At 60.6% G+C, this 20,625-nt stretch carries 19 protein-coding genes; 6 read left to right on the top strand and 13 right to left on the bottom strand.

The window, feature by feature from the left end; genetic code table 11:
• Window positions 1-94 precede the first annotated feature (94 nt).
• Window positions 95-1,309, top strand: coding sequence for an MFS transporter (locus HHJ18_RS13525; protein WP_296916079.1), 1,215 nt, complete (start codon window positions 95-97; stop codon window positions 1,307-1,309).
• A gap of 492 nt (window positions 1,310-1,801) precedes the next feature.
• Here the strand turns inward: HHJ18_RS13525 and frc (HHJ18_RS13520) are convergent, their stop codons facing one another.
• From frc (HHJ18_RS13520) to oxc, 4 genes are all read right to left on the bottom strand, one after another.
• Window positions 1,802-3,049 carry a formyl-CoA transferase gene (gene frc, locus HHJ18_RS13520; protein ID WP_296916077.1) on the bottom strand — a complete coding sequence of 416 codons (1,248 nt, stop codon included), beginning with the start codon at window positions 3,047-3,049 and terminating at the stop codon, window positions 1,802-1,804.
• 28 nt (window positions 3,050-3,077) lie between these two features.
• Window positions 3,078-3,515: a PAS domain S-box protein gene (locus HHJ18_RS13515; protein WP_296916075.1), complete on the bottom strand. Its 438-nt coding sequence runs from the start codon at window positions 3,513-3,515 to the stop codon at window positions 3,078-3,080.
• A gap of 99 nt (window positions 3,516-3,614) precedes the next feature.
• A complete protein-coding gene (gene frc / locus HHJ18_RS13510; protein WP_296916073.1) occupies window positions 3,615-4,877 on the bottom strand; it encodes a formyl-CoA transferase in 1,263 nt (420 codons plus the stop codon).
• A gap of 31 nt (window positions 4,878-4,908) precedes the next feature.
• Window positions 4,909-6,627 (bottom strand): oxalyl-CoA decarboxylase, encoded by a 1,719-nt coding sequence (gene oxc / locus HHJ18_RS13505; RefSeq protein ID WP_296916072.1) that lies wholly within the window; start codon window positions 6,625-6,627, stop codon window positions 4,909-4,911.
• A gap of 264 nt (window positions 6,628-6,891) precedes the next feature.
• Here oxc and HHJ18_RS13500 point away from each other — a divergent pair, with 264 nt between their 5' ends.
• Window positions 6,892-7,500, top strand: coding sequence for a Crp/Fnr family transcriptional regulator (locus HHJ18_RS13500; RefSeq protein ID WP_296916070.1), 609 nt, complete (start codon window positions 6,892-6,894; stop codon window positions 7,498-7,500).
• Here HHJ18_RS13500 and HHJ18_RS13495 read toward each other — a convergent pair.
• The 4 genes from HHJ18_RS13495 to HHJ18_RS13480 form a co-directional block, all read right to left on the bottom strand.
• Window positions 7,497-8,333, bottom strand: a complete 837-nt coding sequence (locus HHJ18_RS13495; RefSeq protein ID WP_296916069.1) for a cytidylate kinase family protein — start codon at window positions 8,331-8,333, stop codon at window positions 7,497-7,499. The two genes, HHJ18_RS13500 and HHJ18_RS13495, sit on opposite strands and share 4 nt — an antisense overlap.
• 15 nt (window positions 8,334-8,348) lie before the next feature.
• Window positions 8,349-9,878, bottom strand: coding sequence for a tripartite tricarboxylate transporter permease (locus tag HHJ18_RS13490; RefSeq protein WP_296916067.1), 1,530 nt, complete (start codon window positions 9,876-9,878; stop codon window positions 8,349-8,351).
• Window positions 9,879-9,928: 50 nt separating this feature from the next.
• On the bottom strand, window positions 9,929-10,450 hold the full coding sequence (locus tag HHJ18_RS13485; protein WP_296916065.1) for a tripartite tricarboxylate transporter TctB family protein: 522 nt from the start codon (window positions 10,448-10,450) through the stop codon (window positions 9,929-9,931).
• A gap of 118 nt (window positions 10,451-10,568) precedes the next feature.
• Window positions 10,569-11,594: a tripartite tricarboxylate transporter substrate-binding protein gene (locus HHJ18_RS13480; protein ID WP_296916063.1), complete on the bottom strand. Its 1,026-nt coding sequence runs from the start codon at window positions 11,592-11,594 to the stop codon at window positions 10,569-10,571.
• 188 nt (window positions 11,595-11,782) lie between these two features.
• Here HHJ18_RS13480 and HHJ18_RS13475 point away from each other — a divergent pair, with 188 nt between their 5' ends.
• Complete coding sequence (locus HHJ18_RS13475) at window positions 11,783-13,462, top strand: 4-hydroxyphenylacetate 3-hydroxylase N-terminal domain-containing protein (RefSeq protein ID WP_296916061.1); 1,680 nt, start codon at window positions 11,783-11,785, stop codon at window positions 13,460-13,462.
• Between the two features lie 95 nt (window positions 13,463-13,557).
• Here the strand turns inward: HHJ18_RS13475 and HHJ18_RS13470 are convergent, their stop codons facing one another.
• Window positions 13,558-14,013: a DUF2721 domain-containing protein gene (locus HHJ18_RS13470; protein ID WP_296916059.1), complete on the bottom strand. Its 456-nt coding sequence runs from the start codon at window positions 14,011-14,013 to the stop codon at window positions 13,558-13,560.
• Between the two features lie 241 nt (window positions 14,014-14,254).
• Between HHJ18_RS13470 and HHJ18_RS13465 the strand changes: the two genes are divergently transcribed.
• On the top strand, window positions 14,255-14,995 hold the full coding sequence (locus HHJ18_RS13465; protein WP_296916057.1) for a glutathione peroxidase: 741 nt from the start codon (window positions 14,255-14,257) through the stop codon (window positions 14,993-14,995).
• 21 nt (window positions 14,996-15,016) lie between these two features.
• On the opposite strand, the gene HHJ18_RS13460 is transcribed toward HHJ18_RS13465, so the two are convergent.
• From HHJ18_RS13460 to HHJ18_RS13450, 3 genes are all read right to left on the bottom strand, one after another.
• Window positions 15,017-16,300, bottom strand: coding sequence for an Hsp70 family protein (locus HHJ18_RS13460; RefSeq protein ID WP_296916055.1), 1,284 nt, complete (start codon window positions 16,298-16,300; stop codon window positions 15,017-15,019).
• Window positions 16,297-16,821 (bottom strand): hypothetical protein, encoded by a 525-nt coding sequence (locus HHJ18_RS13455; protein WP_296916053.1) that lies wholly within the window; start codon window positions 16,819-16,821, stop codon window positions 16,297-16,299. The genes HHJ18_RS13460 and HHJ18_RS13455 overlap by 4 nt, the downstream gene beginning before the upstream one ends.
• A gap of 121 nt (window positions 16,822-16,942) precedes the next feature.
• Window positions 16,943-17,410, bottom strand: a complete 468-nt coding sequence (locus HHJ18_RS13450) for a nuclear transport factor 2 family protein (protein WP_296916051.1) — start codon at window positions 17,408-17,410, stop codon at window positions 16,943-16,945.
• Window positions 17,411-17,775: 365 nt separating this feature from the next.
• Between HHJ18_RS13450 and HHJ18_RS13445 the strand changes: the two genes are divergently transcribed.
• Together HHJ18_RS13445 and HHJ18_RS13440 are read left to right on the top strand one after the other, a co-directional pair.
• Complete coding sequence (locus HHJ18_RS13445; protein ID WP_296916049.1) at window positions 17,776-19,323, top strand: nodulation protein NfeD; 1,548 nt, start codon at window positions 17,776-17,778, stop codon at window positions 19,321-19,323.
• A gap of 10 nt (window positions 19,324-19,333) precedes the next feature.
• Window positions 19,334-20,125 carry a slipin family protein gene (locus HHJ18_RS13440; protein WP_296916047.1) on the top strand — a complete coding sequence of 264 codons (792 nt, stop codon included), beginning with the start codon at window positions 19,334-19,336 and terminating at the stop codon, window positions 20,123-20,125.
• 127 nt (window positions 20,126-20,252) lie between these two features.
• Here the strand turns inward: HHJ18_RS13440 and cutA are convergent, their stop codons facing one another.
• Entirely contained in the window at window positions 20,253-20,621 is a 369-nt protein-coding gene (gene cutA / locus HHJ18_RS13435; RefSeq protein WP_296916045.1) for a divalent-cation tolerance protein CutA, read from the bottom strand.
• Window positions 20,622-20,625 lie beyond the last annotated feature (4 nt).

Raw genomic sequence — 20,625 nt, 5'->3', positions numbered from 1 at the left:
TGAACGGATTTGGTGCGACGCACCATAGCTGGCCCAGATGTTGCAGTACTTAGGTGCAAATCGTTCTTCCCACCTCAACGCAAGCACCGTCCTAGTGAACTTCTTCAAAACATTCCTCAAATCAGGGCACTCCCCCACCCTGTTCGCTGCGTTTTTGTATTTTTCATTTTCGTGCTGCATTTGGGTGCTCAACGGGGCCATGGCGCCCTTTATTTCCGAAACCTTCAACCTCAGCCCGGCGCAAAAAGGGTTGATGCTTTCGATTCCGATCATTGCCGGAGCGCTGATGCGTTTTCCGCTGGGGATTTTGTCGCAATACATTGGCCGCAAAAATGCCACGCTGGTCGAGATGGGCCTGATTGCCGTGGCCATGCTGTTCGGCTTCTTTTTCGTCAAGAGCTTCAACGACCTGCTGGCGATGGGCGTGTTGCTCGGCATTGCGGGCGCCAGCTTCGGCGTTGCGCTGTCGCTCGGTTCGGGCTCGTTCCCGCCCAAAAACAAGGGGCTGGCGATGGGCCTGGTGGGCGCCGGCAACGTCGGCACGGCCATCTCGGTGTTGATCGCGCCGCCGCTGGCGCAGACTTTCGGCTGGATCACGGTCTATGGCTTTGCGGCAGCCGCCATCAGCATTCCCATGGTCGTGATGATCATCTTTGCCAGGGAGCCACCCGATCTGGACAAACACGCATCCTTTCGCGAGCATGTCGCCTGCTTGTTCGAGAAAGACGGCTGGGCCTTCAGCCTGATCTACGCGGTGACGTTCGGCGGCTTCATCGGCCTGGCGACTTTTTTGCCGACTTATTACTACGACCAGTTCGCCGTCAGCAAGGTGCAGGCCGGCCAGCTCACCATGCTGGCGGCCTTCATGGGCGCAGCCCTGCGCGTCTTTGGCGGCTGGATTTCAGACCGCTGGGGCGGAATCAACACGCTCACCGTGGTGTTGTTGACGGTAGCTGTCACGCTTACGCTGTGCGGCCTGGCGGGCGGCTCGCTGGTAGCCACCACGCTGCTGGTGATGGCCTGCTTTGCGGCGCTGGGGGCCGGTAACGGCGCCCTTTTCCAGCTGGTACCGCTACGCTGGCCGCTGGCCACGGCCGTGGCGGGCTCGATGATTGGTGAGGTCGGCGCCTTGGGTGGCGGCCTGGTGCCCAGCACGATGGGCCTGTCGCGCCAATACGCCGGCAGCTACGCCTGGGGCTTTGTGTTCTTCGCCTGCCTGGCGCTGGTGATGCTGGCGATGCTGCGCTTGATGCAGATACGCTGGACCCGGACTTGGGCTGAAAAAGGCGGTCGTGCACGGAGTGCATGAGATTTTTTGCGCAGCTAAAAGTGGCGGGCGCGACCCGCGCGTCACCGCCCTTTTCAGTGCAGGCTAACTTTGATCTAAACCAAAACGGAGCAAGGATCTGCTATATTTTTAATAGCTGCTAGCGCCCATCCCTATTGGTCTATAGGCATTATTTTATCTACGAATCGGATGCAAGGCGGATGACGGACGATTGCCCCACTCAAGGACTCGCCGCGTGGACGCGGGCCTTACGGCATCAAATACCAAGGCGCGCGCCGCGTCTGGAGTGACAGCCAGGGCCGCATCCGGGTCGCTGAATGGCTAAGTGGCAATCTCTCAATGCATAACCCGCTTGGCAAGCGCTGGCGCAGCTCGAAAGCGCCGGGAAGCACACCGCGCCCCTATGCGGTATGAGTGGACGAACGCGACCAGGTCTGGGTCAGCGAATTAGGCGGCGATGCGGTCTGTTGCTTAGGGCCGGGCAGAAAGCAGTTTGAAAATACTGGTGAATACTCAAATCACGCGCTGTTCACGCAGCGCGTCGATCTGCGCCGGTGTGTAGCCAAGTTGTTCCAGCACCTCGACGGTGTGCTCTCCCAACAGCGGCGAGCGCGTCACTTCCGTCGTGCTGTCTGACATCTTGATGGGGTTGCCCACTGTCAGATACTTGCCACGCACCGGGTGGTCGACCTCGACAATGGTGCCGCTGGCGCGCAGCGAAGCGTCCTCAGCGATCTCTTTCATTGACAGGATCGGGCCGCAGGGGATGTCGTACTGGTTCAGTATCTCCATCGCCTCGATCTTGTCCTTGGTCATCGTCCACCGCTCGATGCGCGCGAAGATGGGTTTGAGGTGCAACAGCCGCACTGCCGGGGTAGCGAAGGCTTCGTCAGTGATCCAGCCTTCCTCGCCAATCACGCGGCACACTGCCGGCCAGGCGGCCGCCTGGGTAATGAAGTAGATGTAGGCATTGGGATCGGTTTCCCAACCCTTGCATTTCAGGATGGAACCCGGCTGGCCGCCGCCCGAGGCATTGCCGGCGCGCGGCACGGCGTCGCCGAACTTGCCGTCGGGGTATTGCGGGTACTCGTGCATCGTGCCGGTACGCTCCAGGCGCTGCTGATCGCGCAGCTTGACGCGGCACAGGTTAAGCACCGCGTCCTGCATAGGCGCCAGTACCTTCTGGCCGCGGCCGGTGCTGTGACGCTGCAGCAGCGCAGCAAGAATGCCCAGCGCCAGATGCAGGCCAGTCCCACTGTCGCCGATCTGCGCGCCAGTGACCATAGGCGGGCCGTCGTCGAAACCGGTCGTCGAGGCCGAGCCGCCGGCGCACTGCGCGACGTTCTCGTAAACCTTGCAATCCTCATACTGACCGGGGCCAAAACCTTTGATTGAAGCCACCACCATACGCGGGTTGAGTTCGTGAATGCGCTCCCAACTGAAACCCATGCGGTCGAGTGCGCCGGGCGCAAAATTCTCGACCAGCACGTCGCATTGTTTGATCATCCGCTCCAGCACTTCCTTGCCGGCGGACTTTTTTGCATCAACGGTGACCGAGCGCTTGTTGTGGTTGAGCATCGTGAAATACAGGCTGTCGGCATCCGGGATGTCGCGCAACTGCCCCCGCGTGGCGTCCCCCTCGCCAGCGCGCTCGACCTTGATCACATCCGCGCCGAACCAAGCCAGCAACTGCGTGCAGGTGGGGCCCGATTGCACATGCGTGAAGTCGAGAATCCGGTAGCCTTCAAGTGCCTTGCTCAAGTCAATCTCCTGATATTCATAAGACCCGTCACTTCGCCGCGCCTAATTGGGCTTCCAATTCGGTCAGCCGCTTGCGCAGCGCGCGATCGTCGTTGAAACGGGTAGTCTCGTCGCGAATGACGGCGACGACGGCACTGACCTTGTGCTCGGCATCGAACAGCATGGCCACGGTAAAGGCGATCGACATGGCGCGACCGTCCTTGTGCACGGCCGGAACGCGCAGCAGGTCGCTGCCGTACTTGGTGGTGCCGGTTTCCATCGACTTGTGATAGCCGTCCCAATGACGTTGGCGCAAACGCTCGGGCGTGATCAGGTTCAGCGAATTGCCCAGCGCCTCGGCTTCGGTATAACCGAACATGCGCTCGGCGCCCGGGTTCCACAGCGTGATGGCGCCGCTGGCGTCGGACGCAATGATGGCGTCACCGACGGAGGCGACAAGCTGGCGGCAATCAATGGAAGTGTTCACGATGCGCTCCTCTACGAAAAATCGGCTGACTCTAGCATAAATCACAAACAAAAAAAACGGCACCCGTCGGGCGCCGTTTCTCTGGCAGTCGGGACTTTTTTAGACGGCCTGTGCCGCGTGCAGTGCTTTGATCTGCTCTGGCGTGTAGCCCAGATCTGCCAGGACTTCGTCGGTGTGCTCACCCAACAACGGCGAGCCGGTGATCTCAGGCTTGAGGTCCGAAAACTTGATCGGGCTACCCACCGTGAAGTAACTGCCGCGCTCCTTGTGGGGCACTTCGACAATAGAGCCGCTCTTGCGCAAGGACTCGTCGTTCAGCAGTTCTTTCATGGACAACACCGGCGCGCAGGGGATGTCGAACTTGCGCAAGATGTCCACGGCCTCGAACTTGGTCTTGTCCTTGAGCCAGTCTTCGATTGCGGCGAAGATGTCGGTGATGTGCGGCTGGCGGGCCTTGGGTGTGGTGTAGGCCGGGTCGGTCTTCCACTCGGGCTTGCCGAGCGCGTCGCAGATCGGCTCCCAGGCATGGCCCTGAACCGTGAAATAGATGTAAGCGTTGGGGTCGGTTTCCCAGCCCTTGCACTTCAAAATCCAGCCGGGTTGCCCCCCGCCGCCGGCATTGCCACCGCGCGGAACAACGTCCGAGAAAGACTCGTGCGGGTATTGCGGGTACTCTTCGAGATAACCCAATTTTTCCAGACGCAACTGGTCTCGCATTTTTACGCGGCACAGGTTCAGCACGGCATCTTGCATGGCCACGGCCACCTTCTGGCCCTTACCGGTCTGCAGGCGCCCGATGTAGGCCGTCAGGATGCCGATGGCCAGGTGCATGCCGGTGTTGCTGTCGCCCAGCGCGGCGGAAGAAATCATGGGGCCGGCTTGCTCGCCCTTCCACCAGCCGGTGGTAGAGGCGGCACCGCCAGCACATTGAGCCACGTTCTCATAGACCTTGAGGTCTTCGTAGTGGTGGCCGTCGCTGAAGCCTTTGACCGAGGCCAGGATCAGCTTGGGATTGAGTTCCTGAATGCGTTCCCAGGAAAAGCCCATCCGGTCCAGCGCGCCCGGTCCGAAGTTCTCAACCAAAACATCGCTTTCTTTGATGAGCTTTTCCAGAATGGCCTTGCCCTCCGGCTTCTTCGTGTCCAGGGACAGGGAACGCTTGTTGCTGTTGAGCATGGTGAAGTACAGCGCGTCGACATTGGGAATGTCGCGCAGCTGGGTGCGGGTGACGTCCCCGGCGCCAGGGCGCTCGACCTTGATCACGTCGGCACCAAACCAGGCCAGCATCTGGGTACAGGCAGGGCCGGCTTGAACGTGGGTGAAGTCGATGATCTTGATGCCGTTTAGCGGTTTGTTTGACATTTATATATCTCCTTTAATGTCGCTGGTTAACTTATTTATTTTTCGCCGCGCTTTGCGGGTTCAGGCTGGTGATGCGGCCGCTTTCAGTGCCAGCGGTTTCATCGATGACGGCATTGATCAAAGTCGGCTTGCCGGACGCGACCGCCTCTTCCAGGGCCTTTGCCAGTTCCGCAGGGGTGGTGGCGTGGACGCCGACACCACCGAAGGCCTCCATCATCTTGTCATACCGAGCGTTCTTGACGAACACGGTGGGTGCCACGTCGGCGCCGCCGGATGCATTCACGTCGATGCCGCGATAAATGCCGTTGTTATTGAAGACGATCACGCAGACCGGCAGGTTATAGCGGCAGATGGTTTCGACCTCCATGCCGCTGAAGCCGAAGGCGCTGTCACCCTCAATGGCAATGACAGGCTTGCCCGTCACCACGGCTGCAGCAACGGAGAACCCCATGCCAATGCCCATGATGCCCCAGGTGCCGACGTCCAGACGCTTGCGCGGCAGGTACATGTCCACAATGCTTCGGGCGAAATCCAGCGTGTTGGCGCCTTCGTTGACCACGATGGCTTCCGGGTTGGCCTTGACTACATTGCGGATCACATTCAGCGCGCTTTGAAAGCTCATCACTGGCGGATTTTTAGCCAGCGTCTCGGCCATCTTGGCCACATTTTTGTCTCTGCGCTCGTAAATCGCGCCAGTCCATTCGACCGGTGGTTGGGTCCAGTTCGAACCCATGCCAGCGAGGAGCGCTGACACGCAAGAGCCGATGTCACCTATCAGCGGCGCCTCAATGGCCACGTTGCTATCGATTTCAGTTGGCGCAATGTCGATCTGGATAAATTGCTTTGCACCCTTGTCCTGCGCCCAGGTTTTTCCCTTGCCGTGTGACAGCAGCCAGTTCAGGCGGGCGCCGACCAGCATGACGACGTCGGCCTCGGCCAGCACATAAGAGCGTGCGGCAGATGCACACTGCCCGTGGTTGTCGGGTAGCAGGCCCTTGGCCATGGACATGGGCAGGTAAGGAATGCCGGATTTCTCAACCAGCGCGCGGATGTCGGCATCGGCCTGAGCGTAAGCCGCCCCTTTGCCGAGCAAGATCAGCGGACGCTTCGCACCTTTGAGCAGGTCGAGCGCACGCCGGACCGAGTCCGGTGCCGGGATCTGCCGCGGAGCCGCATCGACGACCTTGATCAGCGACTTCTTGCCTGAAATGGCATCCATGGTCTGCGCGAACAATTTGGCGGGCAAGTCAAGATAGACACCGCCGGGACGACCTGATACGGCAGACCGGATGGCACGGGCGATGCCCACGCCGATATCTTCAGCGTGGAGGACACGAAAGGCCGCCTTGCACAAGGGCTTGGCGATGGCGAGCTGGTCCATTTCTTCGTAATCGCCCTGTTGCAGATCGACAATCTCGCGTTCGCTCGAGCCGCTGATCAGGATCATCGGGAAACAATTCGTTGTCGCATTGGTCAGCGCGGTCAGACCGTTGAGGAAGCCCGGCGCTGATACCGTCAGGCAGATACCGGGCTTCTTTGTCAGGAAACCTGCGGCGGCGGCGGCGTTACCGGCGTGCTGCTCATGACGGAACGAAATGACACGCATGCCTTCGGCTTGTGCCATGCGCGTGAGATCTGTGATGGGAATACCCGGCACACAGAAGATCGTGTCGATTTCGTTGAGTTTCAGCGCGTCGATTACAAGATGAAACCCGTCGGTCAGCTCTTTTGATTGCGTGTCGTTTGTCATGATGAAATGTCTCTTCGTTTGACTTCAAAAAAGATCGATCAATGCGGCTGGCAGTAACTGATAACCCTGGGGAAAACGCTAATCCAGGGCGTACGCCGTGAAGGACAGCAACGGTGGATTTCTCCGCCTCGCTGGTATTCCCAAACGGGTCACTTACACCGTCGGGGGTATCATAGGAAACGATTCAGATTCCGCCATTGACCACGGTCAATTTTCGAGATATCAGCTGTCGCTGCATGATCATTTCCCCACTCTTTTTTACTTATGTCTTCAGTTGAAAATCATCCTGGGAAAAACATCATTCGCGTCCAGCTCAGACAAAATTTTTTACTGAAGGATATGAGTGAGAGCCAGTGCGCTGAACTCGAACCGCATTTGATCGTGGTGGATTGCCATAAAGGTGATGTCTTGCTGCACCAGGGCGTGCATGAGATGGAGCAGTACTTCATTCTTGAGGGAATTTTGAAGCGGGTGGTCACGAATCAGCAAGCCAAGGAAATGATCCTGCGCTTCGCGGCCGAAGGCGACATGGAAACCAGTTATGCCGCGTGGTGCCTAAAGACGCCAACGCCCTACAGCATTGTTTGCGTCACCAAAGCGCAGGTTGCAAAGCTACCTCTGCAGCAGTGGGTGGCCTTCCTCGATCGGCATCCGGAGATCAAAAAAACGTTTGAATTCTGCGTCATGAGCCTGATGAGCGAAATCATGGCGCATACCATTACGCTGCACCTGCTCGATGCACCAGGACGAGTTCATCGCCTGTTGCGCAAACATCCTGACCTGTTTGATCGCGTCCCCAAGAAAGAACTGGCGTCCTATCTGAACCTGTCGGCAGAAACGCTGAGCCGGCTGAAGCAGCGCGGCAAAATCTAAATTCCGGTGGTCGAGGCGTACAGCCGTGACCTGGCCATCAAGCCTAACTGGTTGTCGACGCTGCTGACGCCGGCCACCGTGCTGACAATCCCGGCGACTTCCGCGCTTTCCTGCACATTGAGCACAATCCCGCGAAGCATCACCCTGCCGCTACGTGATTCGATATGGATCTTGATGTTGCGCGTTGCGTCGTGGTCCTTCAGCGCTGCGCGGATGCGCGCATTCAGCGCCAAATCGGCCAGCATGGCGCGCGACTCGGCGGTTTCCTGAAATTCCGGGCGGCCCGCCAGCTGCTGGATTTGCGCCACGCAGCTTTCCACCGAGATCCTATCGGTGTTCAATACCAGGTCATAAAGCAGCGGATCGCCCCAGGTCACGCCGAACTGGTCATGCATCTTGGTTGCGTGCGCGTCGTCGCTGCGGCGCACCTCGGCTTCGGCAAACGCCACATCGTCGGTTTCCAGGTTGCCCATCAGCCATTCAACCCGCTTTTTGAACGGGCCGGTCACCCGCACCGTCACCACATGCTGAACGGGGCGCAGCAGACAGGTCGCGCCCCAGCCGCGCAACACGACATTGCCCTTTTCGGCCAGCGTGAAAAGCTCTTGGGCGGTGTACACCGCCACGCGTTCATGGTCGGTGGTGAAGCGCTCCACCAGGCCGGCCTTGCCCTCACGCAGCCGACTGATCAGGCTGCTGGGCACATGCATCTTTCCGGCGACGTGCTCCAGCACCTCATGGCGCATCACGGCAAGACTGGACGACTGGGCAAGCTGCAGGGCAACATCCTTGGCGAGGGAACCCATTTCATGGGTGATGGCGACTACTGGCATCGTGTTTGTCCTCGATTAATCTACGGGCTGCTCAACGGCAAAATCCTTGGGCTTGGGCGGACGGATTTTGGCCAGCACGCGCGCCAAGAGTGGCCACAACAGCAGGATAAGGGCCAGCGTGGTGATGCTGCCGACCAGCGGGTTTGACCACATGATGGAGACTTCGCCCTGCGAAACCAGCATCGCCTGGCGGAACGAGTCTTCGGCCTTGTCACCCAAAACCAGGGCCAGGACCAGCGGCGCCAGCGGGTAATCCAGCTTCTTGAAGAGGTAGCCGACCACGCCAAACAGCATCATGAACCAGATGTCCAGCATGGCATTGTGGACGGTGTAAGCGCCGATGGCGCAGATCACCACGATCACCGGGGCGATGATGGAAAAGGGGATGCGCAGGATGGACGCAAACAGCGGCACCGTAGTCAGCACCACGATGAGGCCGACGAGGTTGCCCAGGTACATGCTGGCAATCAGGCCCCAGACAAAGTCCTTTTGCTCGACGAACAGCAGTGGCCCGGGCTGCAGGCCCCAGATCAGCAGGCCACCGAGCAACACGGCAGCCGTCGGCGAGCCCGGAATACCCAGGGCGAGCATGGGCAGCAAGGCGCTGGTGCCGGCGGCGTGGGCCGCCGTTTCAGGAGCGATCACGCCCTCAATCTGGCCGGTGCCAAACTTGGCGCCATTTTTGGACATTTTCTTGGCCAGGCCGTAGCTCATGAACGACGCCGGGGTAGCGCCCCCAGGGGTGATGCCCATCCAGATGCCGACCAGCGCGCTCCTGATGGAAGTCATCCAGTACTGTGGCAGCTTTTTCCAGGTTTCAAACACGACCTTGGCATTGATCTTGGCGCTTTTACCGGAAAAGGCCAGACCCTCCTCCATCGACAGCAGAATCTCGCCTATGCCGAACAGGCCGATCACGCCGATCAAGAAGTCAAACCCTCGCATCAGGTCGGGAATGCCGAAGGTCAGGCGCAGCTGGCCGGTGACCGTGTCCATGCCCACAGAGGCCAAGGCGAAGCCGATCGCCATGGAGGCCAGTATCTTGAATGGCGAGCCCTTGCCCATGCCCACGAAACTGCAGAAAGTCAGCAAGTAGACGGCAAAGAATTCTGGCGGACCGAACTTGAGCGCGAACTTGGCGACCAGGGGCGCCATGAAGGTGATCATCACCACGGCGACAAAAGCGCCAATGAAAGACGAGGTGAACGCCGCTGTCAGTGCCGCGCCGGCCTGCCCTTGCTGGGCCATGGGGTAACCGTCAAAGGTGGTGGCCACCGACCAGGGTTCACCCGGAATGTTGAAGAGGACTGAGGTGATTGCGCCGCCGAAAAGAGCACCCCAGTAGATGCACGACAGCATGATGATGGCCGAGGTCGGCGACATGGTGAAGGTCAGCGGCAGCAAGATGGCCACGCCATTGGCGCCACCCAGTCCGGGCAGTACCCCGATCAGCACGCCCAGGATGATTCCCACGAACATCAAGACGATGTTCATCGGCGTCAGGATGACGCTGAATCCGTGAAAAAGCGAGTTTAATTCGTCCATGTAGTGTCCGGTCGGTAAAGTTTCAGTGGGCCAGAGGCAGATCGGCGGGCTCAGTAGCCTAGAAAACTCAAAAGGTCGAGTTTTCCCTTGAACAGAGGCACCTTGAACCAGACCTCGAACATCAAGAAAAACAGCACGTTTACGGCCAGCGCGGTGATGACGCTCTTGATCCTGGAGTACTTGCCCAGGATGATCATGAACAGGGCGATGTACAGGGCCGAGGCCACGTACAACCCCAGAAACTGGACTGCCAGCACATAGACCAGCGCCGGTAGCAGCACCGACAAAACGCGCCTGAGCTGCTCGCTGTCGACAAATATCTCGGTGTTTTTATTCTTGCCGAGCAAGGCTTGAAACATGGTGCCCGCGCCGGAAATGCACAGCAGCACCCCGATATAGAACGGGAAATAGCCGGAGCCCGGGCCGTCGCTGGTCCAGCCCGAGCCAAGCGCCCAGCTGCCCTGAATGACCACAGCCCCCAAGACCAGGATGAGAAAGGCAACTATGGCCTCGATGACATTGGTGGCGACGCCCGTGCGTTGCCCGTCGCCGGAATGCTCGATTGGTTCCATCAGGAACTCCTGCTGAATTGAATAGCCCTGGAATCAGGGTAAACAGTTGCTGGGTGGCCGGGCCGACAAGAATTGCCGGCCCGGAGGTGTAGACGCAGAACCCTTGCGGGACCATTCCTTACTTGGCGATGAAGCCGGCTTCTTTCATCAGGTCGCGATGCCTGTTCTCGGCGATGCCGAGCCACTTGCCGAATTCCTCGCCGGACATGGTGGTCTGGTTGAAAGCACCTTTTTCCATGTAGTCCTTCCACTCGGGTGTCTCGCGCACCTTTTTCAGCAAGTTGACGTAGAAATCGAGCTGGTCCTTGGACACGCCTGCGGGCATGAAGATGCCGCGCAGCATGGTGTAGTCGGTCGGCACACCGGATTCCTTGCAGGTAGGGATATCGGACCACGACAGAGTGTCAGTCACCTTGGTTTTGTAGCTCATGCGTTTGTCGTCGAACACGCACAAGGCGCGCAGCTGGCCGGCACGCCATTGGGCAACGGCTTCAATCGGATTGTTCACAGACGAGTCAATGTGCTTGCCAACCAGTTGCACCGCGACTTCGCCGCCGCCTTTGAAAGGCACGTAAATGAACTTGGTACCGCTGGCGCGCTCCAGGCCCACGGTCAGGATCTGGTCTTCCTGCTTGGAACCGGTGCCTCCCATCTTGGTCTTGCTGGGCCCGGCGGTTTTCACCGCAGCCAGGTAGTCCTTGGCGGTCTTGCTGGGATTTTCGGCGTTGACCCACAGCACAAACTGGTCAAGCGCCATCATGGACACCGGCGTCATGTCGCGCCAGTTGAAGGGCACGCCAGTCGCCAGCGGGGTAGTGAACAGGTTGGACAGCGTGATGACGATCTTGTGCGGATCACCCTTCGCGCCCTTCACCTCAAGAAAGCCTTCCGCACCGGCGCCGCCGGACTTGTTGACGACAATCAGCGGCTCTTTCATCAGCTTGTGCTTGATGACAATGCCCTGGATCAGACGTGCCATCTGATCGGCGCCACCTCCGGTACCGGCGGGTACTACAAACTCCACCGGCTTGGTTGGCTCCCATGCGGCAAGAGCCGGCGCTGCCGCTGCCAGGGCCGCCACGGCCAAGCTGCAGGCAGTTGCCCGGCCAAATTTAGAAATGAATCCTGAGCGAAGCGTTTTCATTATCTTGTCTCCATTAATTAGTTGTTTGTGCAGCATTCGTTGGAATTGCAGGCGCACTGCCAACGTAACTTGATACGTATCTTCTGGCGATTCAGCGAGAAATCTCTTGATGGGGGTCAACAACACGGGCAAACCCCTATCAATATGGTGGCGCTTTAATGTGGCAACATTCGGTCAGGAGATCCGCCATGAACGCCCCCGAACCCCAAGCACTTGCTGCTACTGCGCTGATGTCCGGCAACGACTTTCGCGAATCGCTGCGCCGCTACAAGCCTCGCGTGTTTCTGGATGGCCGGCAGGTCGCCAGTGTGGTGGACGAGCGCGGCTTTGGACCCGGCATCAATGCCATCGCCCTGACTTACGACTACGCCCTCAAGGCGCAATACGCGCCTGTCATGACGGCGCTGCAGAACAGCAGCGGCAAACTGGTGAACCGGCTCAGCCACATCAATACCAGCAGCGCTGACCTGCTCAACAAGCTCGAAGCGGTGCGCCTGGTGTGCCAGGAAACCGGTTGCGCCCAGCGCTACCTGACACACGACGCGCTCAATGCGATAGGCCAGGTGTCGGCGCGCATCGACGACGCGCGCGGCAGCACCGAGCACACCGCGAAATTCCTCAACTACCTGCACCGTGTGCAGGACCAGGACCTGACGCTGGGCGTGGCCATGACCGACGCCAAGGGCGATCGCAGCCGCCGCCCGCACGAGCAGGCCAATGTCGACAGCTATGTCCATGTCGTCGAGCGCAACGCACTGCACAACGGCCAGCGTGGCATCGTCATCAGCGGCACCAAGGCCATCGTCACGGGCGCGCCTTACGTGCATGAACTGCTGGTCATGCCCTGCCGCAACATGGGACGCGAAGACGCCGACTTTGCGGTCTGCTGCGCCGTACCGATTGACGCGCCCGGTATCACCATCGTCGCGCGACCGGCAGGTCGCCCCGGTGAAAAGGTCGAGCACGGCGAAGCGCTGTTCAGCCGCAAATACGGCCAGAGCACCGGCGTGGTGATGTTTGACAAGGTTTTTGTGCCTTGGGACAACGTGTTTTACGCTGGCAATGATGGGACTTGGGAACACTCGGGCCACCTCACCTACAGCTACGCCACGCACCACCGCCACACCTGCATTGGTGCGCGCGCCGGCTTTGGCGACCTGCTGATAGGCGCCGGCGCGCTGATGTGCGAGGCCAATGGGTTTGATCCGGGCAAGGAAACGCATCTGCGTGAACAGATGGTCGAGCTCATCACCATCACAGAAAGTTTTTTTGCCTGCGGCGTGGCGGCGAGCGTCTATGGCAAAGCCGATCCGCATAGCAAAACCTTCATGCCCGACCCGGTGTTTTCCAACATTGGCAAGCTGCTGCTGGCCACCAAGATTTACGACATGCACCGCATTGCGCATTACGTCAGCGGCGGCCTGATCGTCACGCTGCCCGGCCCGGATGAAGACCACAACCCGGAAACCGGCGCCAAATTGTCCGAGGTGCTGCGCGCCAACCCGGACGTGCCCTACGAGCAGCGCATCGAAACGGCCCGCTTCATTGAAGACCTGACGGCCGGCTACCAGGGCGGCTGGTACAGCGTGATCAGCCTGCACGGCGGCGGCTCACCGGCCGCCATGAAGCAGGAGATTTACCGCAACTACCCGATTGGATCGAAAGTGGAACTGGTCGAGCGCATCCTGGAACGCGGCATAGGCGCAGACGGCTCGCCGGCCGCTGCGCCGCATGACCCGAAGCGCGCCATCACGAAAAACCGCCAGCCCGGCAAATGCTGCGACACCGGCTGCACGACGCCGGGCCAGCCAGTGATGGTGGACTTGCCTGCGGTTGAGGCGACTTTGCCTTCGCGACGGCTGAAGTAGTTCCGGCAACCACACTGCTATACTTTTAATAGCTGCTTGCGCCCGTGCTACCTGGGCTACAGGCACTTTTCATTGATATTCTGGGCTTGGGAAGGCTACCCGCCGGGTAAATCGCCAAACTTGAGCACGCGCGTAGCCAGCAGCGTTTCAGCCAGAAAACACAAGAGCGCCAGCAGAAAGCAGGTCACGCCGGACAAGAAGCACACGGTGGCGATTCTGAGAATCGGCAGCTCGGTGGTCTCCCCCAAAAACAGCAGCATGATGGTTGTCCCGATCAGAATCGCACAAAAGGTCAGCAAGGCAATGCAGCCGTTAACCAGCCAGCCACGGTGCCGGAGTTCGCGTAACTCGGCGTACATCCTGGCGCTTCGGGGTTCGTCAACACGGCCGGCCTCCAGCAGGTTTTCCAGAAAGCGCGCGCGGTCAATGATGCGGCCCAACCGGCCCGCCACCGCCGCGATCATTCCCGAAACTGCAGTCAGCAGAAACACCGGTGCCACGGCCAGCTGAATGCCGTGAGTGACCGCCGCAAGGTCGGGCGCAAAGTTCATCCGGGAACTCCAGTTGGCGAAAGGGTGGGTGATGCGGTATTTTGTCACGCACTGCCGCAGCCCCGAGACAGCTGCCAGAAGCAGCCGCAGCGGCTTATGCCCTGGGCTTACATGAATGTCGTCGCAGTCCGACATCACGCGTCCATGCTGAGTCGCATAATGAAATTTGCCGTTGGGTTGTGAACACCGCGACCAGCCAGTCAACGCTTTTCCATCAACGATTTCAAACCAAAGGATTCCCATGCTGACCAACAAGGAAGGACAACGCGTCCCCAATGTCACATTCAAAACACGCCAGGACGACAAGTGGGTCGAAGTGAGCAGCACGGATATTTTCAAGGGCAAGCGCGTCGTGCTGTTCGCACTGCCAGGCGCCTATACACCGACCTGTTCCTCGACCCATCTGCCGCGCTTTAACGAGCTCGCTGGCACCTTCAAGGCCAACGGCATAGACGAGGTGGTGTGCCTGTCGGTCAACGATGCTTTTGTCATGAACGAATGGGGCAAGGCGCAGGAAGCCGAGAACCTCAGGCTGATCCCGGACGGTAACGGCGCCTTCGCCGAAGGCATGGGCATGCTGGTTGACAAAAGCGATCTCGGATTTGGCAAACGCTCCTGGCGCTATTCAATGCTGGTCAAGGACGGCGTCATCGAAAAAATGTTTATCGAACCTGAAAAAGACGGCGATCCGTTTGAAGTGTCCGACGCTGACACGATGCTCAAATACGTCGCGCCCAAGGTTACTGCGCCAGCACCCATCACGATATTCACCAAGCCAGGTTGCCCTTTCTGCGCCAAGGCCAAGTCCCTGCTCAAGGAAGCAGGACTGACTTATGAAGAGATCACGCTGGGCCACGGCATCACATCGCGCACGCTCAATGCCGTGGCTGGTGCCGGCACGACGCCGCAAGTTTTTGCAGGCGGCAAGAAAATTGGCGGTTCTGAGGAGTTAGAGACTTGGCTCGCCAAGGCCAAGCACTGAGACCGGCTTAACACCGACCGCTTAACCAAACTTGCGCCTGGCGTCCAGCGCCAGTCCGGCGCCAATGCTGCCAAACAAGTCGCCCTCCACGCAACGCGCCTGCGGTGTCAGCGCCAGGATGCGCTGGCGCAGCAGAGGCACGCTGCTGGAGCCGCCGGTAAAAAACACCGTGTCTATGCCTGCGGCGGCAACCCCGGCGTCGCTCAGCAGGCGCGCCACGGTCTGCTCGACCGACGCCACCAGCCCGTCAATCGCGCGGTTCAGGTCGGCGCGGTGCAGGCTGATGCTTTCGCCCGCTGCAATGCGGCCAATATCGATCTGCGCCACGTCCGCATCGGACAAGGCAATTTTGGCCGCTTCCACCTGCAGCGCGAGCCAATGGCCAGCGCGCTCGCGCACCACGCCCAGCAGCCGCTCCAGCTTGGCTTTGTCGCAGGCTTCGCGGTGCAGCGCGCTGAGTTGTGACCAGGCTTTTTTGGTGTAAGCCAGGTTGATGGTGTGCCAGGTCGCCAGGTTGAAGTAGTGCGCCGACGGCACTTGCAAGCCGCTTTGCAGCAGGCTGCCCAGCCCCAGGGTCGGCATTACGCTGACCAGGCTCAACGCCTTGTCCAGATTGGTGCCGCCAATGTGCACGCCACTGCTGGCCAGAATATCCTCGCGTCGGTCCAGCCCGGCCTCGGAGCGGGCGGCACGCTCGGGTCCAAGGCGAATCAAGGCAAAGTCCGAGGTGCCGCCGCCAATGTCCACCACCAGCACCAGTTCTTCACGCGAGATTTGCGACTCGTAGTCGAAGGCCGCGGCAATCGGCTCGTACTGAAAGGCGATGTCGCGCAGGCCCACCGAATTGGCAATCTGCGCCAGCGTGTCCTGGGCGCGCTGGTCGGCCTTGGCGTCGTCGTCAACAAAAAATACCGGGCGCCCTAACACGGCACGGGTAAACGGCCGGCCCGCCGCCTGCTCGGAGCGCCGCTTGATCTCGCCTATGAACTGCGCCAGCAGCGAGCGAAACGGCAGCGCGCGGCCGGCGACTTCGGTGTGGTCGTCGATCATCGAGGTGCCCAGCAGGCTTTTCATGGAGCGCATCAAACGCCCCTCGTTGCCCGTCAGGTAGTCGGCCAGCGCGGCGCGGCCGTAGCTGACGTGGCTGTCTTCGGCATGGAAGAACACCACCGACGGCAGTGTCAGCTTGCCGTCTTCCAGCGCCAGCAGCGCAGCTTGCGACGTGCTTTGCCCGGGCTGGCTCCAGCCGGCGGTGGAGTTGGAGGTGCCGAAGTCGATGCCGCAGGCGCTTGATGCGGCGCTCACCGCTCGGCCGGCCGGCTGAAATCGCTCTCGGCCCAGGCCACGGCGCTGACGCGGTTGAGCTTGAAGGACGGCGCCACGCGCAGTTCGGCCAGCAACTCGCCACCTTCGTCGTGCGCGCTCAGCAGCGCATGCGGATGCTCTTCGTCGGGCACGATGTCGAGTGACACCGTGACCCGGGCCGATTTGGCGCTGACGGTGATGCGCTGGTGCAGCGTCGCGTGCAACTGCTGCTCATGGCGGCGCACAAACTCTGCGGCGGTCTTGACCAGCGTGTTGAAAGCGTTGACATCGAGCGGCTTGGGGTTCTTTTTGTCGCGCCCCATGGTCCAGGGGCCGACCAGCGCGGGCTCGGGCTCGCCGTCCTTGATCATCGCCACGGCCCAGCCGTCATCGTCTTCATTTTTAAGAACGCGTGCCGTCCAGCCGTCGCCGCACCAAAGCCGCGGCTCTTGTGTCTTGGGAAGAGATTCGAAGGGGGAAGGGGCGGCCGAATCGGGCGGCGCGGTGCGGGGGTCGGTCAAGGCTCGTTCACTCTGGTCAAAAAATCAGATCAAAAATCAAGTCCGCGCAGCGTACTAAAAAACCTCGCTGCGAGTCGGGCGGGTATTTTACTGCCCCACAACAGCATCCGAACCACGGCGGTCAAAGCCCCAGATCGCTCAGCCCTGGATGTTCATCCGGACGACGCCCAGGCGGCCAGTGGAATTTGCGCTCGGCAGCCTGGATGGGCAAATCGTTGATGCTGGCATGCCGCACCGCCATCAGTCCCATGTCATCAAACTCCCAGTTTTCATTGCCGTAAGAGCGAAACCAGTTGCCTGCGTCGTCATGCCATTCGTAAGCAAAACGAACGGCGATGCGGTTTCCGCCAAAAGCCCAGAGCTCCTTGATGAGGCGGTAGTCCATCTCACGCACCCACTTGCGCGACAGCAAGCCGACGATTTCTTCGCGGCCCGAGACGAACTCTGCGCGGTTGCGCCAGCGGCTTTGCAGCGTGTAGGCCGTGGCTACCCGCTTTGGGTCTCGCGTGTTCCAGCCATCCTCGGCGGCGCGCACTTTCTGCACCGCAGTCTCAAAGGTAAAAGGTGGCAGCGGGGGTCTTGTTTCCATGACGTCTCCTGGGGGGATAACACGTTCAAGCAGACAGGTTTGTCTACTGGTTTAAATTCTGCCACCGGCAGGCTGCTCTGTCTGGCGCGCCTGCCGCGCCGGCCGGACTGCAGTTACTGCTGGAAGCACCGGATCCCTTAAAGAATATGAAGCCGCCTGGCGCGGAGCCTGGGCAGATTCGCCTTTTTCATAGCAAAACAGGCTGTAGCCCAATAGATACGGGCGCTAACTGCTATTGTATTTATAGCATCAAGGGTTTGACCCGCAAGCTAACCCGCGCCGTCCAGCCCTCCGAATCCCCGGCTCACGGCATGGAATAGCATGCGCGCTATTGGAGACCTGTGGCGGCTGGCGCATAGTCTTGTTTGGAATACTCGAAGGCAGTCGTGGCCTTCCTGGAGGCCTCAATGGCGTCAGTGCGCAAGTCCAACCCTTTATATGGCCGAGCAACGGCAGGCGCGCGCCTGTCCAGGCGTGCCATGTCGCTGTGGTTGGCATTGATTCAGGGCTTGGGACTGGCCTTGCTGCTGCTGGCGGCGCCGGCCGTTGGCGCTGCGCCGGTGCTGGTGCTGACGCTGCAGGGCGCCATCGGTCCGGCCAATGCCGATTATCTGGTGAGCGGTATCCACCGGGCCGAGAGCAGCGGCGCACCGCTTGTGGTGATCGAGCTCGACACGCCGGGCGGGCTCGACAGCTCGATGCGGCAGATCATCCAGGCCGTGCTGGCCTCTCGGGTGCCGGTGGCGGTCTATGTGCACCCCGAAGGCGCACGCGCCGCCAGCGCCGGTACTTACCTTCTTTATGCCGCCCACATTGCCGCCATGGCGCCGGCCACCACGCTGGGTGCGGCCACGCCGGTGGCCATCGGCCTGCCAGGGATGGAACGCAAAGCGCCCGGACCGGCCCACGACCCCAAAGCGGACCCCGAGCCAGGCAAAGGCAGCGGCCGTGAAGATCGGGCAGACCGGGCAGACGCGAAGCCGGCCGGCGGCCCGAACGACGCCATGACGTCCAAACAGGTCAACGATGCCGCCGCCTTCATCCGCGGGCTGGCGCAGCTGCGCGGCCGCAATGCCGACTGGGCCGAGCGCGCGGTGCGCGAGGCCGCCACCCTGACGTCCAGCGAGGCGCTGCGTGACCAGGTGATCGACGTGGTGGCGAAAGACCTGCCCGACCTGCTGAGCCAGATCGACGGCCGCACCGTGCGCGTGCAGGACGCAGACGTCAAGCTGGCCACCTGGGGCCTGGTTCATGAAAGGCGGCCGCCTGACTGGCGCCAGCGCCTGCTGTCCGTTATTGCCAACCCGGGGCTGGCGCTGATCCTGATGATGATTGGCATTTACGGCCTGATTTTCGAATTTGCGTCACCCGGCGTCGGCCTGGCGGGCATTGCCGGTGCCATTTGCCTGCTGCTGGCCTTGTTTGCGCTTCAAATGCTGCCGGTGAACTACGCCGGGCTGGCGTTGATCGGGCTTGGCCTGGTACTGCTGGTGGCCGAGTTGCTGGCGCCCAGCTTTGGCGTACTGGGCGGCGGCGGGGTGATTGCCTTCATCGCCGGCGGCCTGCTGCTGTTCGACCGGGACGCTCCTGGCTTTGGCGTGCCGCTGGTGCTGGTGCTGGCGCTGGCCGCCACCTCGGCAGCAGTCATTTTGCTGGGCGGCTCCATGGCGCTGAAGGCGCGCCGGAGGCCGGTGCTGGGCGGACGCGAAGGCCTGCCAGGCACCTTGGGCGAAGTGCTGGAGGTCAGCGACGGAGAAATTTGGGCGCAGGTTCAGGGCGAGCGCTGGCGCGTGAGTAGCCAGCAGCCGCTGGAGCAACTGAGGCCCGGCCAACGCATACGCGTGCTTGGGCTGCGCGGGCTGACGCTGGATGTGCAAGTTGAACCACAAGAACAAACCCAAGAAAAAACTTAAGGAGAACGTCATGAGCAGCAGTTTTAATCTCGGCCTGGGCGGTGTGCTGATCCCGCTATTGATCCTGTTCATCGTGCTGCTGGCCAGCGCGGTGCGCATCCTGCGCGAATACGAGCGCGCCGTGGTGTTCCAGCTCGGGCGTTTCTGGAAGGTCAAAGGGCCGGGGCTGGTGCTGCTGATTCCGGGACTGCAAAAGATGGTGCGCATCGACCTGCGCGTGGTGACGATGAACGTCGATCCGCAGGACGTGATTTCGCGCGACAACGTGTCTGTCAAGGTCAGCGCGGTGATTTTCTTTCGCGTCATCGATCCACAAAAAGCCATCATCCAGGTGGAAAACTACCTGATGGCAACCAGCCAGCTGGCGCAAACCACCTTGCGCGTGGTGCTCGGCAAGCATGAGCTCGATGAAATGCTGGCCGAGCGCGAGCGGCTCAATGTCGACATCCAGCGCATTCTGGACGCGCAGACCGACGGCTGGGGCATCAAGGTAACCAACGTCGAGATCAAGGACATCGACCTGAACGAAACAATGGTGCGCGCCATCGCCCGCCAGGCCGAAGCCGAACGCGAGCGCCGCGCCAAGGTGATTCACGCCGAGGGCGAAAAGCAGGCCGCCGCCGCCCTGCTGGAAGCGGCGCAGACGCTGGCGCGGCAACCCGAAGCCATGCAGCTGCGCTATTTGCAAACCATGACGCAGGTCGCCGGCGACCGCGCCTCAACCATCGTGTTTCCTCTGCCTATGGATTTGCTGGGCTCGCTCTTGTCCAAGGACAAGCCGGCGGCTGCCAAGCCCGATTGAGCCGTGGTGCGACACCTGCCAACCGCGCCGCCAGGCCTTCAACTGCTATTCTTTTAATAGCTGCTTATGCCCGTTATATATGGGCTTTAGGCCTATTGCTCTGAGGAAGCGAGCCAAGCTGCGCGCCTTATCCGCCAGTTTCAGCCTGCAGCCACTGCAGGTAATCGGCAGAACCTGCCGTTATCGGCAACTGCACGATCTCGGGCGTTTCGTAGCTGTGGTGGGCGCGAATGAAGGCTTCCAGCGCCGGGTAGCAGGCCTGGCGCGTCTTGATCTGCAGCAGGAACTCGGACTCGTCGCGCACCTCGTTTTGCCAGCGGTAAAAACTGCGGATGGGCTGCAGCTGCACGCAAGCGCCCAGGCGCGCGCCGACGATCAGCCGGGCCAGCGCCTCGGCCTGGGCTTCGCTTGCCAGCGCCGTCTGCACCATGCAATACGCCGTCGTTGTGGGCGAAGGCGAAGGCGATGGCGTTTCAGCAGACGTCTTTTCAGGCATTTTT

This window comes from Polaromonas sp. (assembly GCF_012927455.1).
Lineage (GTDB): Bacteria > Pseudomonadota > Gammaproteobacteria > Burkholderiales > Burkholderiaceae_C > Polaromonas.
Note: the sequence above shows the minus strand (reverse complement) of the source record. Positions and strands in the feature narration are given on the sequence as shown.